General features: G+C 70.8%; 12 protein-coding genes. 9 read left to right on the top strand and 3 right to left on the bottom strand.

Annotated elements, in window-relative coordinates:
* Nucleotides 1–78 precede the first annotated feature (78 nt).
* On the top strand, nt 79–927 hold the full coding sequence (locus WMF14_RS46740) for a hypothetical protein (RefSeq protein WP_437797215.1): 849 nt from the start codon (nt 79–81) through the stop codon (nt 925–927).
* Nucleotides 928–978: 51 nt separating this feature from the next.
* Here WMF14_RS46740 and WMF14_RS46735 read toward each other — a convergent pair whose 3' ends face one another.
* The 3 genes from WMF14_RS46735 to WMF14_RS46725 form a co-directional block, all read right to left on the bottom strand.
* On the bottom strand, nt 979–1524 hold the full coding sequence (locus WMF14_RS46735; protein ID WP_437797213.1) for an HdeD family acid-resistance protein: 546 nt from the start codon (nt 1522–1524) through the stop codon (nt 979–981).
* 251 nt (nt 1525–1775) lie between these two features.
* On the bottom strand, nt 1776–3122 hold the full coding sequence (locus WMF14_RS46730; protein WP_437797211.1) for a DUF1552 domain-containing protein: 1347 nt from the start codon (nt 3120–3122) through the stop codon (nt 1776–1778).
* A 43-nt stretch (nt 3123–3165) separates the two neighbouring features.
* Nucleotides 3166–4860 carry a DUF1592 domain-containing protein gene (locus WMF14_RS46725; protein ID WP_437797210.1) on the bottom strand — a complete coding sequence of 565 codons (1695 nt, stop codon included), beginning with the start codon at nt 4858–4860 and terminating at the stop codon, nt 3166–3168.
* Between the two features lie 87 nt (nt 4861–4947).
* Between WMF14_RS46725 and WMF14_RS46720 the strand changes: the two genes are divergently transcribed.
* The 8 genes from WMF14_RS46720 (at nt 4948) to WMF14_RS46685 (ending at nt 13578) form a co-directional block, all read left to right on the top strand.
* Nucleotides 4948–5280, top strand: coding sequence for a hypothetical protein (locus WMF14_RS46720; protein ID WP_437797208.1), 333 nt, complete (start codon nt 4948–4950; stop codon nt 5278–5280).
* 83 nt (nt 5281–5363) lie between these two features.
* Nucleotides 5364–7625, top strand: a complete 2262-nt coding sequence (locus tag WMF14_RS46715) for a bifunctional salicylyl-CoA 5-hydroxylase/oxidoreductase (protein WP_437797206.1) — start codon at nt 5364–5366, stop codon at nt 7623–7625.
* Nucleotides 7626–7753: 128 nt separating this feature from the next.
* Nucleotides 7754–8605: a helix-turn-helix domain-containing protein gene (locus tag WMF14_RS46710; RefSeq protein ID WP_437797204.1), complete on the top strand. Its 852-nt coding sequence runs from the start codon at nt 7754–7756 to the stop codon at nt 8603–8605.
* 83 nt (nt 8606–8688) lie between these two features.
* Nucleotides 8689–9933, top strand: coding sequence for an MFS transporter (locus WMF14_RS46705; protein WP_437797202.1), 1245 nt, complete (start codon nt 8689–8691; stop codon nt 9931–9933).
* A 123-nt stretch (nt 9934–10056) separates the two neighbouring features.
* On the top strand, nt 10057–10776 hold the full coding sequence (locus WMF14_RS46700; RefSeq protein WP_437797200.1) for a MerR family transcriptional regulator: 720 nt from the start codon (nt 10057–10059) through the stop codon (nt 10774–10776).
* Between the two features lie 261 nt (nt 10777–11037).
* Nucleotides 11038–12132 (top strand): YihY/virulence factor BrkB family protein, encoded by a 1095-nt coding sequence (locus WMF14_RS46695; protein WP_437797199.1) that lies wholly within the window; start codon nt 11038–11040, stop codon nt 12130–12132.
* 63 nt (nt 12133–12195) lie between these two features.
* The gene (locus WMF14_RS46690; RefSeq protein WP_437797197.1) at nt 12196–12534 is read left to right on the top strand and encodes a hypothetical protein; all 339 of its coding nucleotides are present in this window, start codon (nt 12196–12198) and stop codon (nt 12532–12534) included.
* 93 nt (nt 12535–12627) lie between these two features.
* Nucleotides 12628–13578, top strand: a complete 951-nt coding sequence (locus WMF14_RS46685; protein WP_437797195.1) for a diacylglycerol/lipid kinase family protein — start codon at nt 12628–12630, stop codon at nt 13576–13578.
* Nucleotides 13579–13594 lie beyond the last annotated feature (16 nt).

Here is a 13594-nt window from a genome sequence, read left to right as displayed (position 1 = left end):
CCGCGCGTCGAGAGGGCCGACGTCACGCGCCGCCGTTTTTTTCGTCCGCGCCGCGCGCCATGGCACGCTGCTCCGGCTTTGCCGACGCCTCCGACACGCCGAGCAGCCGCACAGGAACGGTCCCTGGAGCCGCCGCGCCGCCTGCGCGCCCTCGCCGCGGCGCTGCTGTGCGCGACCGGATGTACGGAGCGGCTCGAGTCCATCGATCTGCCGAGCATCGGCCTGCCGGGCCTCGATCCGCCCGCCACGAGCGCCCACGCGGCGCCGGCGAGCGCGGCGCCGCGGGCCCCGAGCGCGCCGCGCGCCGCCGGGACAGCGAGCGCCGCGCCGCGCGCCGCCGCGCCGGCGAACCGACCCGAGTGCGACGAGCTGCCGACGGAAGAAGAGGAGCGGCGCGCGCAGCTGCCGCCCCTGACGGCGCTCGGGAAGGCCGTGCCCACGGAGCCGTGGTCCCCGCCGCCGTACGAGGTGCTCCCGGGCGTGACGCTCCCGGCGAAGATCGCCGCCAAGGTCGAGCAGATCGACCAGGGCTACGCGCGACGCACGCGCGAGCACCTCGTGATCACGAGCGGCACACGCGACGCGAACCGCCAGGCCAGGGCGATGTTCACGAAGCTCAGGCTCGGCGAGGACCTCCTCCAGCTCTACCGCAACAAGGCGGCGGTCCAGGAGATCAAGAAGGCTTATCAGGCGAACTCCCGCAAGCCGCCGGAGCAGGTGGTGGCCGCCATGGAGGCCGTCATCCAGGACCAGATCGACCGGGGGATCTACGTCTCCGCGCACCTGCGGAGAGGCGCCGTCGACGTGCGCAACAGGACCATGTCGCCCAAGGAAAAACGCGCGTTCCTCGAGAGCGCCGCGGAGGTCGGGGGTGTCCTGGTGCTCGAGGAGACGACGCCCGCGCACTACCACCTGCAGATCGATTGACGGGCTCGCTCCGCTCCGTGGCGCGCCGTCTACATGGCGCGCCGCCGGGCGTCACGGCATGCGCATCGCCGCGACCACGTTCGCCACGCGGCGCAGGCGCAGCGAGTGCCCGAGGAGCATCGCTCCCTCGACGATCGCGAACGCTCCGATGAACCAGACGAGCGCCAGCACGCCGGCCGCCGGGAGCGCCACCATGAGGACGCCGAAGATCACGAAGACGGCGCCGCTCAGCCCGAGCCAGACCTCGTTGGTGATCACGTGCCGGAGCTTCACCGCGCTGACGATCTTGAAGATGCCCAGCACGATGGCCCACGCAGCGATCACGCCGTAGAGCGTGAGCGCGGTGATCATGGGCCGCCAGAACGTCAGGACCGCGATCCCGACGCCGAAGATGCCCTCGACCACGGAATACACGCCGCCGCGGCCGCTGAGCGCGGACGCGAACGCGGCGCATCCGTCGAAGAACGCCCACACGCCGAACAGCAGCACGAGCGTGGCGAGCGATGGAAGCGGCCACAGGAAGAACAAGAACCCGAAGAGGATCCCGACCACGCCCCTCAGGGCCAGCAGCCACCAATACCGTCCCAGCGATTCCATGCCTCACCCCTCCTCTGGCATCCACGTCGCTCACATCCGGCGGACGCGCGCGGCCTGAGCGCACGGCGCGTCCGCCGCTCACGCGCGGAGAGCTGTGCCGCTCATGCCCGCACGGCGTCACATGGCCCGGGCTGGATGCACGTCCCCTGCCCGACCATGGCGGGCGAGCTGCTCAGCAGCCTCGGGCAGGCGAGCCCATCGAAGGTCGATCGCTGGTAGGTGTCACGCGCAGGCCTGGCGGCGCGCGAGGCTCACAGGCCGGGGATAGGCCCGCTCGCCGGGTCGCCGTACTCCGACAGCTCGACGCCGAAGTAGTTGATGATGGAGCAATGGAGCGCGCCGGTCGGCGGCTTGCTGGCCTTGACGGCGCGGCCTGTCTGGAACCCCCCCACGTGCCCGGCGAGCATGATGGGCATGTTGGTCCGACCGTGGGAGTCCCCGTCGCCGTTCTCCGACGTGTAGAGCACGAGCGACTCGTCGAGCAGGTTGCCCGTCGCCGTCTGGGCGGCCTTCATCGCGTTGAGCAGGTACGCGAAGCGGCGCACCTTGAACCGCGAGGTCTGGACGACGCGGGCGTTCGCGATGCGCATCGCCTCCGCCTGCGGCAGCCCGTCGAGATCGGTCGCGCGGTCGCGATCGCCGAGCTTGTGCGAGATGAAGTGATCGCTCCAGTCCCCCACGCCGTCGGGCAGATCGTACCCGGCGAAGTCGAGGCCCCAGCTGTTCGAGTACTGCAGGACGAGCACCCGCGTCAGGTCGCAGGTGAGGGCGAGGAGCCCGAGATCGATCATCTGCTTGAACTTGCCGTGCAAGTTCTGCCCCTTCGTGGGCGCGCCGGGGACGGTGCAGCCCGCCTGCGCCGTGGACTGGATCTGCTTCTCCAGCTCGAACACCGACTCGAGGTGCTGCTCCACGCGCGCCCGATCCGCCGCGCCGAGGCGCAGGTTCAGGCGCCTCGCGTCCTCTCGCACCCAGTCGAGGACGCTGGCGCGGCGCCGCCGGATGTCGTCCATCTCCTCGCTGGGGTTGCCCATGTTGCTGAAGAGCGTGTCGAACACCTTCGCCGGATCGCGGAACGCATCCTCGACCTGACCGCCGTCCCTGAACGAGATGAAGCCCTGCGTGACCGCCGTGTCGCCCGTGGGGGACAGGTTGAGGTTGCGGAACGGGGTCTCGGCCGCGATGTGGTTGGCGAGGTACTGGTCGAGCGTGGCCTTGCGCGGGACGGCCGTCCCGCCGCCGTCGGTGTGGGCGCACAGCGCCATGGCCGGGCTGTGGATGTCGGAGCAGATCCCCTGGTGGTCGACGCCGGACACCATCGTGACGTCGCGCCAGATCGCGTCTCCCGCCGGCCACTCGCGCTCGGCGTCAAAGCCGTTCATGTCCACGAGACAGGGCGGCAGCCCCTCCGCCGAGAGCGGCCCCTCCGTCTTCGGGTGCCACGCCCCGGGATCCGTGCCGTTCGGGACGAAGAACGCCACGAAGCGCTTCGGATCCGCCGGCGCGGCGCTGGCGCGCTGGGGCCGCATCACGTCGAGGAACGGCAGGGCGACCGCGACACCCGCCCCGCGGAGCAGAGCTCTTCTCGAGATCTTCACTGGCGACACTCCTCTTCCGTCGGTCGAACCGTGTGCGAGCACATCACTCTGGCGCCCTCCGCAGCCGGAACTCCGGCGAGCGCACGATGGCGGTCAGGAAGGAGCGGAACCTGTTGCCGTCCTGCGTGAAGCTCCCCGCGGAGGCGTCGATCGCGCAGCGGTCCTCGGCCGCCGGCTCGCGCCCCTGGGTGTAGATGAACAGCTTCTCCGCGACGCAGGCGGCCAGATCGGGGCTCCGCCGCAGCTCCGCCGCCAGGGCAGCGAGCGAGTCGAACGACTCGTTGGCAGCGCCCTCCAGGCGCGGCGCCAGCCCGAACTCGTCGATACCGATGCTCCCATCGTACTTCCCCAGCTTGTCGTACTGGGCGAAGCCGACGCCGATGGGATCAATGAGCGAATGGCAGCCAGCGCACCCTTCCTGGGTGTTGCGCTTCTGGAGGACCTCGAGATAGGTCAGGCCGGAGAGCTCGCTCTCCAGCTGCTCGAGGAGCCCCGCGGGGATCGAGATCTTCTCGCAGAGGAAGGCCGCCCGGAGCCACTGGCCGCGCACGGCGATGAGATCGCCGTCGTTCTTGGCGCTGATGAGGCTCGCGTGCGTGAGGAGCCCCGTGTTCGCCCGGTGGTGGCCGGCCGGGAACTCCACGCGGCTCACGCCGTCTCCCGATACCTCGAGGCCGTAGAACTTGCCGAGCGCCGGGGTGACATACGTGTGGTTCGCGGTGAGCGCGTCGAAGAAGTCGACGTCAGGCGTGAACGCGTGCTCGCCGAGGACGAGCTCGCTCTCGGCGATCATGTCCTCGAGCAGCGCGGGCGTGAACGACGCGTCCGGGTTGACCGGCGCGCGGAGCTGCTCGAAGGTCAGCCACTGCTTGAAGAAGGCGTTGAAGAAGACCTGAGTCCGCTCGTCCTCGACCATCTCCTCCGCGACCGCGCGGAGGCCCGCTTCGCTGTCGAGCTCGCCGGATTCGGCCCGCTCGAGCAGCGCTGCGCTCGGGGACCGGCCCCACAGCGTGAACGACAGCCGGGACGCGAGCTCGAGCGACGTCAAGGTCGACGTCTGCGAGCCGGCCGAGCCGACCTCGATCCTGAACAGGAAGCTGGGCGAGGTCAGCAGCGCCTCGACGACGAAGCGGAACGCGTCCTCCCTGTCCCGCGCGACCTCGCTCGCCCGCGCGACCAGATCGCTCGCCTCCTCGGCCGAGAGCGGCCTTCGATATGCCAGCTTGCCGAAGCGCTGTACGAAGCGCTCGAGGCAATCGTCGGCCTCCGGCTCGCAGCCGAGCACCGATGTCCGGCGCGCCTCGTCCGCCATGAGCTCCTGCCCGAGCGTCTCCGCGATGGCCAGGTAGGCGCGCAGGTGCTGATCCGACACGTTCTGGAGGGCGGCGATCGTCCGGAAGCCCCCCTGACCTGTGTCTTCCGGGATGCTGTCCACGGCGGGCGGCTCGTCGAGCTGGAACAGATCCTGAAGGGTCAGCTGGACCTCGACCTTGGACAGACGGCGCAGCACGCTGGGGCTCGTCCGGGCCTCGCTGCAGTCGTAGGCGGCCGGCTTGCCGGTGGTCGGGTCGATGGGCCTGTCGTCGTCGGTAGAGCTGCCCGGGCTCCCATCGCCGAGCTGCCCGGTGCAGGCAGCCGCCGTCAGGCCGACGAGCCCCATCGCGAACATGCCCGCCGCGATGGAACGGCGGAGGAGCGGTACCGATCGATCGGTGTCGGGCGGCGCTGTCTTGCTCATGGAGTGACCAGCCGTTCGGGTGGAGTTCAGCTGGCGCATCCCGAGACGTGTCCCGGTGATGAGCCGCATCGTGGCTAAGGAGAATATTTGAAGCAGAGCGGTACGTGCGCCCCGGCGTCACCTCGGGGTTCGGTCTACATTCCCGACGATCGCTCTTCTGATCAACGCTTACCCTACTTCCGCTCGCCGACCAATCCCTTCGTCGATCGCCGGGAGGCGCTCCTGCAGACGGATTCAGGGCGGCAGAAGCATCCCCTCGAATTTTCCAAATCGGGTGCGGTGATCGCCTCTGACGACCGCGTCACGGACTGCCTGCGCGAGCCGGGTGACGGCGCGGACTGCCGCGCTCGATCGCGCGATGAGGCGAACCAGCTCTTGCGAGTCCCGGAAATCCCGTTCTTCGAGCCTGTCCGCGCTTGATTTCCACCGGAGCGGCGCTGTACCTCGGGGTTCTCGTGTAGGCTCCGGCGCGGGCGCAGACGCGGGAGCAGAGGAGCAGGGCGGTGAAGATCACATGCGTGGGCGGCGGGCCGTCGGGCCTCTATTTCGCCCTCCTGGCAAAGCAGGCAGACCCCCGGCGAGAGGTCGTCGTGGTGGAGCGGAATCGGCCCGATGACACCTTCGGCTTCGGGGTCGTGTTCTCGGACGCGACGCTCGACGGCCTCGCCGACGCGGATCGCCCGAGCTACGACGCGATCCGGAGCAGCCTGGCCCACTGGGACGAGCTCCACGCGCACTTCGGCGGGCGTGTCCTCGTCTCGAGGGGGCACGGCTTCAGCGGCCTCTCGCGCCGGAAGCTGCTCGCGATCCTGGGGGACCGGGCGCGGGAGCTCGGCGTCGTCCTGCGCTTCGAGGAGGAGGTGACGGACCCGGCGGAGGCCGTCGCCGAGAGCGACCTCGTTGTCGCGGCCGACGGGGTGAACAGCCAGATCCGGGAGCGATTCGCCGACCGGTTCGGGCCGCGCATCGACGTCCGCCCGAACCGGTTCGTGTGGCTCGGCACGACGTTCCCGTTCGACGCGTTCACCTTCTACTTCGAGGAGAACCGCCACGGCCTCTTCCGGGTCCACGCGTACCGCTACGAGCCGGAGCGCTCGACCTTCATCGTCGAGTGCCGAGAGGAGACCTTCCGGCGGGCTGGCCTCGATCGCGCCAGCGAGGACGAGACGATCGCGTACTTCGAGGAGCTCTTCGCCGAGAAGCTCCAGGGACACCGGCTGCTGAAGAACCGGAGCGTCTGGCGGAGCTTCCCCACGGTGCACAACGAGCGCTGGAGCGCGGGCAACGTGGTGCTGCTCGGGGACTCCGCGCACACGGCGCACTTCTCGATCGGCTCGGGGACGAAGCTCGCGCTCGAGGACGCGATCGCGCTCGTCGACAGCCTCCAGCGGCACCGGGGCGTGCCCGAGGCGCTCGCCGCCTACGAGGCGGAGCGCAAGCCCAAGGTGCTCGCGCTCCAGCGGGCCGCGCAGGTGAGCCTCCTGTGGTTCGAGAACACCGAGCGCTACATGGCGCTCGACCCGGTGGAGTTCATGTTCAGCCTGCTGACGCGGAGCCTGCGGGTGACGCACGAGGGCCTGAAGGCGCGCGACCCGGCGTTCGTGCGCGAGATCGACGCGCACGTGGCGCGCAAGGCGGAAGCGCAGGTGGGGGCGCGCCTCCTCGACGGAAATGGGGCGCCGCCGCCGCCGATGTTCACGCCGTTCCGGCTGCGATCGCTCGTGCTGGAGAATCGGGTCGTCGTGTCGCCCATGTGCCAGTACTCGGCCGCGGACGGGCGGATCGACGACTGGCACCTCGTCCACCTCGGCAGCCGGGCGCTCGGAGGGGCAGGGCTCGTCATCACGGAGATGACCGATGTCAGCGCCGAAGCGCGCATCACGCCCGGCTGCGCGGGGCTCTATCGCCCCGACCACGTCGAGGGGTGGCGGCGCGTCATCGATTTCGTCCACGCGCGCTCCCGGGCCAAGATCGGCGTCCAGCTGGCCCACGCCGGGCGCAAGGGCGCGACGAAGCTGCTCTGGGAGGGCATGGATGTGCCGCTCGAGAGCGGCGCCTGGCCGCTGCTCAGCGCCTCCGCCATCCCCTACCTGGCGGAGAGCCAGGTCCCGAAGTCGATGGATCGCGGGGACATGGACCAGGTGACCTCGGACTTCGTGCAGGCGGCGAGGCGGGCGGACGAGGCCGGGTTCGACCTTATCGAGCTGCACTGCGCGCACGGCTACCTGCTCGCGAGCTTCATCTCGCCGCTCACGAACAGGCGCGACGACGCCTACGGCGGTCCCATCGAGAACCGGATGCGCTACCCGCTGGAGGTGTTCGACGCGGTGCGGGCCGCGTGGCCGGCGGAGAAGCCCATGAGCGTGCGCATCTCCGCCACCGACTGGGCGCCGGGCGGGCTCACGACGGACGATCTGCTCGCGCTCTCGACGATGCTGCGAGAGCACGGCGCCGACATCATCCACGTCTCGGCGGGACAGACGGACCCGTGCAGCAAACCGGAGCACGGCAGGCTGTTCCAGACGCCGCTCTCGGAGCTCGTGCGGCTTTCGGCCGACGTGCCGACGATCGCGGTGGGCAACATCCAGAGCTACGCGGACGTGAACAGCATCATCGCGGCCGGGAGAGCCGACCTGTGCGCGCTCGCGCGGGCGCACCTCTACGACCCGTACTGGACCCGGCACGCCGCCGCGGAGCAGGGCTTCGACATCGACTGGCCACCTCAGTACAGGTCGGTCGAGAGATACACGCTCCGCATGCGGTGACCTGGCCAGGGCGGCGGCAGCGATGCCGCGCCGACCGGTCGGAGCGCAGCCCCCCGCGCCGGCGGCCCTCCGGACCCGCCGCAGCGCTTGCGCTCCACGTCTCCGTCTCGCAAAGTCACGAGACCCGGATGACGTCAGCGGACGTCCGCTACCGCGAGCATGCGCCACACCCGCTTTTGCGCGGTGCAGTGCAGAGTTATTCCTCTTACGAGGAGCTACATACGGTGAGCACGGAGGAGCACTGCCTCCTGCCGGACGCCAACATCGACCTCGTCTTCAACTGCGGCGATGCGCGCCTCGAGGGGCGCGATGGACGCCTGCGTCCCTTGCCGCCCGTCTTCGTCATCGGCGCGCGGGACGAATCCACCCGGATGGTGTCCCGGGGCCTGTCGCGCGTGCTCGGCGTCCGGTTTCACCCGTGGCACGCCCTCTCCTTGCTCGAGCACGAGGCCGACGTGCGCGGATGCTGCACGATCGTGGGATCGGGTCTGCACGCGCTCTCCCAGCGTGTCGGCCCGCTCCTCGAGAGCGGCGACCACGACGCCGCGCTCCGGCTGGTCGAGGGGTGGCTGCTCGCGCGGCGCCGCGTGGCCCGCCGGGCCGAGGCCACGGTGGAGGCGGCGGGCCTCGAGCTGTACGCGAGCAACGGCGGCGCGCGCGTCGGCGCGCTCGCCGAGCGGCTCGGGCTGTCGGTCCGACAGCTCGAGCGGCAGTTCAAGCGCGCCGCTGGGCTGTCCCCCAAGGTGCTCGCGCGGCTCATCCGTTTCTCCCGGGCCACCGAGCGCCTCGAGCTCGACCCGGGCGTGAGCCTCACGGCGCTCGCCTTCGAGCTCGGCTATGCGGATCAGGCGCACTTCATCCGGGAGTTCCGCGCCTTCACGAGCATGAGCCCCGGCGCATACGCCGGCGAGGTGCGGCGCCGCTGGCCGCGCGACGGCGGCGGGCGAGGCGCCCCTCGAGGGGAAGACACGCGCGCTTGACCTGACCTGCGCGCCACCAGCGCGCAGCGCGCCATGTCGCGTTTGTTCAATCGGAGGCGGCGCGGGGTCGTCACGGTGGCCGCATGACGAGCACCGTCCACCGCCATCCCGGCGCGGGTCTGCGCCCCGGGGCGCTCTTCTTCCTTCAAGCCACGGCTTTCCTGAGCGCGGTCGGCACCGGGCTGGTCGCCCCGGTGATCCCCTTCCTTGCTGCGCGGTTCGACGGCGAACCTGCCCATGTGGCTTCGGCGGTCGGCCTGCTGAGCGCGTCCTATTCGCTCTGCGCCTTCTTCTCCGCGCCGGCGCTCGGGGCGCTGAGCGACGCGATCGGCCGCCGCCCGGTGCTCCTGCTCAGCCTCGTGGGCTCCGCGGCCGGCCATGCGTTGTTCGGCTTCGCCGACGCCCTTCCGCTCCTGTTCCTCGGGCGTGCGATCGACGGCATCACGGCGGGCAACGTGGCCACGCTGTTCGCGTACCTGGGCGACGCGGCGCCGGCCGAGCAGCGCGCGCGGTACTTCGGGCGGGTGGGCGCGATGTTCGGCGCGGGGTTGATCGCCGGCCCGGCGCTCGGCGGTCTGGCCCTGAAGCTCGGCCTGAGAGCGCCGTTCTTCCTTGCGGCCATTCTCACCGCCTTGAACGCCGCAGGGAGCTACGTGTTCCTCACGGAGAGCCTCGACCCCGAGCGCCGGGCCCGCGCGGTGCCGTGGCGAAGGCTCAACCCCTTCTCTCAGCTCGCCGGTCTGCTCCGCCTGGAGCACCTCCGTCCGCTCCTGGCCGTGGGCGTGCTCTGCACAGCGGCCTTCGTCGCCCTCCAGGCGACGTTCGCGCTCCTGGCCAAGGACCGGCTCGGATGGGGCGCCGACGCGGTGAGCTTCACCGTCATCGCGGTCGGCGTCACGGACGTGTGCGTCCAGGGGATCTTGCTGGAGCGCCTCGCAAAGCGCCTCGGGGATTCACGCGTGCTGGCGCTGGGCCTCGCCCTCGTCGGCCTTGCCCTCGTGACCATGGCGCTCGTCGCGACCCTGCCCGCGGAGCCGGCGTTCATCGCGGCCATCGTGGCCTTCGCGGGCGGCGAGGGCCTGATCACCACGTCCTTCTCCGCTCTCCTGTCGCGCCTCGCCGGGCCTGCCGCGCAGGGGCAGGCGCAGGGTGGCAACCAGGCGCTCCAGGAGCTTGCCTACGTGATCGTTCCGCTCGTCGCCACCCAGCTTTATGCGCGGGCCGGCGCGGGCGCGCCGTTCTGGGCAGCGGCCGTCGCCGCGGCGCTCGCTGGCGTGCTCCTCCGGACGCGCGTCGTCGAGGCCCCCACCGCCGGCGGCGAGGAGTGACCTGTTCGGGGCGCGCGAGGGCAACGGAAAAAGTTGAGGCCAGGCCTTGATCCTCACGCTACGTGAGGACCTAGCCTCCGGGGCATGGACGTCCTCACCCGCCCTGGAAACAGGGGTAGCGCCATGCGTTCAGCACCGTTGAAAGTCGGCGATCTCGCCCGGCAGACCGGCCTCTCCGTCCGCACGCTCCACTATTACGAGGAGATCGGCCTGCTCGTCCCGTCGCATCGCACCGCGTCGGGGCACCGGATGTACTCGGCGGGCGACGTCGCCCGGCTCCAGCAGATCAAGTCGTTGCGCGAGCTCGGCTTCAGCCTGGAGCAGATCGCCGCGTGCCTGGACCAGCCGGGGTTCTCTCCGCTCCAGACCGTCGAGCTCCACCTGTCGCGGCTGCGCGAGCAGATCGCGCTGGAGCAGCGGCTCTGCGCGCGGCTCGAGGGCCTGGCCCACGTCCTGCGGTCGGGAGAGGACGTCTCTGTGGAGCAGCTCCTTCAAACCATCGAGGTGATGACCATGATCGAGAAATACTACACCCCAGAGCAGCTCGCGGAGCTCAAGCAGCGCGCGGACGCGATGGGCCCCGAGAAGATGCGTGAGGCCGAGTCGGCGTGGAAGCAGATCTACGACGACATGCGGGCGGAGATGCAGAAGGGCTCCGACCCGAAGAGCGAGCCGGTGCAGCAGATCGTGAAGCGCATGCGGGAGCTCATCGACGCGTTCACCGGGAAGAACCCCGGAATCGAGCGATCGCTCAACACGATGTACCGACAGGAGCCCTCGGTGAAGACGCAGCACGGGAATGATCCCGAGCTGCACGAGTTCATCGGCAAGGCGATGAGCTAGCTCACGGCGCAGGCCGCCGGCGGAGCGCACGGCCGCACGGGGCGGAGCGCCCGCGCCGCCGGCGCCGGAGGCCCCGCGCGGGCGCCCGGCCAGGTGGCCTCGGGCGCTCGCGCCGTGGCCGTTCTGCCGTGTGGGGCAATTCGCGCCATGCGCAGCGGTGGAGCCGCCGCTGCGCTCGGCCGGGGCCCGGCGCGGGAGATCGCCGACCCCTCCGGCCAGCTGCAACCGCAACTGGCCTGGCACTCGCGTTGCTTTTATTTCATGGACAGCGGACGGCGCCTCCAGCGCGAGCCGCCCCAGGCCAATCCAGCAGCGCTCCATGCACCCCAGCGAGGGCCCATCATGCACCTGCCCGGAAGAGAGATCCCCTGGAAGGCTTTCCTGCACGAGATCGGGCAGGAATTCGTCAAGGACAAGATCGACACCGTCGCTGCTGGACTGGCGTTCTTCGGTGTCCTCTCGATGTTCCCGTTCCTGCTCTTCGCGGTCGCCCTCGCCGGCCTGGTCATCGATCCCGCCGATTCCGCGCGGCTGATGAGCGAGCTGTACCAGGTGGCCCCGCCTGCCGTGGCCACCATCCTGGGCGAGCGCCTTCAGGCGCTCACTGGAGGCCAGAGCCCGGCGCTCCTGACCGTCGGCGCCCTCGGCGCGGTCTGGGCCGCCTCGGGAGGCGTCACCGCGCTGATGGACGCGCTCAACTCCGCCTACGGCGTCGAGGACAGCCGCTCGTACCTCAAGCGCCGCGGCATCGCCCTGCTTGTCACCATCGGCGGCGCCGTCCTGCTGACGGTCGCCTCGGCGATCGCGGTCGCCACACCAGCGCTCGCCGCGCACCTCGGCCCCTTCGCGACGCTCGTCCTCTGGCTGCGCATGCCGGTGTCGGCGCTCATCGTGATGGCGGTCCTGGCGACCCTCTATTACTTGCTCCCCGACGTCGAGCAGAAGTTCAAGTTCATCACCCCGGGGTCGGTCGTGGCGGTCGTCATCTGGGTCATCGCTTCGCTCGGCTTCTCCTTCTATGTCAGCCGCTTCGGCAGCTACGAGGTGAGCTACGGCGCGCTGGGCGGCGTCATCATCCTCCTCCTCTGGATGTGGATCTCGTCGATGGCGGTGCTCCTCGGGGCCGAGATCAACGCCATCATCGAGCACCGCTCGCCCGAGGGGAAGCGCACGGGCGCCAAGGACGCCAGCGATACGGGGGCGGATCTGCCCAAGACCGCGAAGGAAGAGGCGCAGAACGCCGCGGTCACGACGGGCGCCGCGCACGCCCCGCGCGACGAGCGCTCGGGCGGCGACGCGGCGCTCCCCCACCCCGTCGGCACGCGCCGCTCGGAGCTCCATCGAGGGCGGGCCTAGGCGACGCCCCTTCACCGCCGGGCCCCGCGCAGCGGGCCTGTCTCTGCCACCGGAGCCACCTTCATGCCGACTCGACACCTCGCCTCCTCGTCATCGCTGCTCGTGCTGCTCGGCTCGCTCGCCACGGGTTGCCACGGCGCCCCGAGCGGCGCGCCCGCGGCAGCTCCGCCGGCCGACAGCCCGAGGGGCGCGGAGACGGGGAGCGTGCGGGGCCTGGAGGGCGAGCCGACCGGCGCCGGCGGCGCGCCGGGCGCGAGCAGCCCGCAAGGCTGCGGGACCGACAGCCCGATGCTCAAGTACGTCGGGCAGAGCCACGACGAGTGCGCCCGGATCCGCTTCGTGTGCGACCCCGGCTGGAGCTACTTCAGCGACGACTGCGGCTGCGGCTGCACGAAGCAGTGACCGCCGCCGAGCGCGCCGAGGCGTCGGCCCGCGGGGCTCGCGACAAAAACACCTCGCCCTGGGCGGCCTGCGGCATCTAGCATCGGTGCTCGCATGCGCCCCCTCCTCATCGTGAATCCCCGGTCCAGCGGCGGAAAGACGGGCAGGCTCTTCGACGAGATGCTGACGCCCATCCGCCGTATCCTCGGCGACGTCGACATCGTGCGCACGGATCGCCCGCGCCACGCCGCCGATCTCTCGCGCGAAGCCGCGCTCGGCGGGCGCGAGACCGTCGTCGCGGTCGGCGGGGACGGCAGCATCAGCGAGGTGGTGAACGGCCTCATGCAGGCGAGGGACCGGGGCGCCACCGGCACGCGGCTCGGGATCATCGGCGCGGGCACCGGCAGCGATCTCTGCAAGACGCTGAAGCTCACCCGCCGGCTCGACAGCTTTTGCACCGCGATCGCGAGCGGCCACACGCGCCGGCTCGACGTGGGCCGCCTCTCGTACGAGACGCGCGACGGCCGGCGGGCCGATGCGTTCTTCGTCAACGTCCTCTCCGCGGGCATGAGCGGCGTCGTGGTCTCGCTGGTCAACGAGTCGTCGCGGGTGCTCGGCAACACGCTCGCCTACTCGCTCGCCTCGCTCCGGGGCCTCGTCCGCAGCCGCGTCGGCCGGGTGCGCTGCGTGACGACGCTGCGCGGGGAGCGCCGCGAAGAGGAGATCTCGACGCGCATGGTGGGCATCTGCAACGGCCGCTTCTTCGGCGCGGGCATGCAGCTCGCGCCGATGGCGAAGCCCGACGACGGCGTGTTCGACGTCATCGACCTGGGCGCCGCGCCCCACCTCCGCTTCGCGGCCGTGTCGACCGGCATGTACACGGGCTCGCACATCCGCCACCGGGACGTGCGCCACTTCCAGTGCGATAGCATCGAGCTCACCCTTTTGAATCGCGACGTCGAGCAGTCGTTCTTCCTGGACGTGGACGGCGAGCCGCTCGGGAAGCTGCCGATCACGGTCACGCTGGAGCCGAAGGCGATCGAGGTGCTGGCGCCGGGCGATTGAGGGGGATCGCGAGGGG

The sequence above is a fragment of the Sorangium sp. So ce693 genome, assembly GCF_051521375.1.
Classification (GTDB): Bacteria; Myxococcota_A; Polyangia; order Polyangiales; family Polyangiaceae; genus Sorangium; species Sorangium atrum.
The sequence above is the reverse complement of the archived record's forward strand: the minus strand, read 5'-3'. Positions and strand labels throughout refer to the sequence as shown.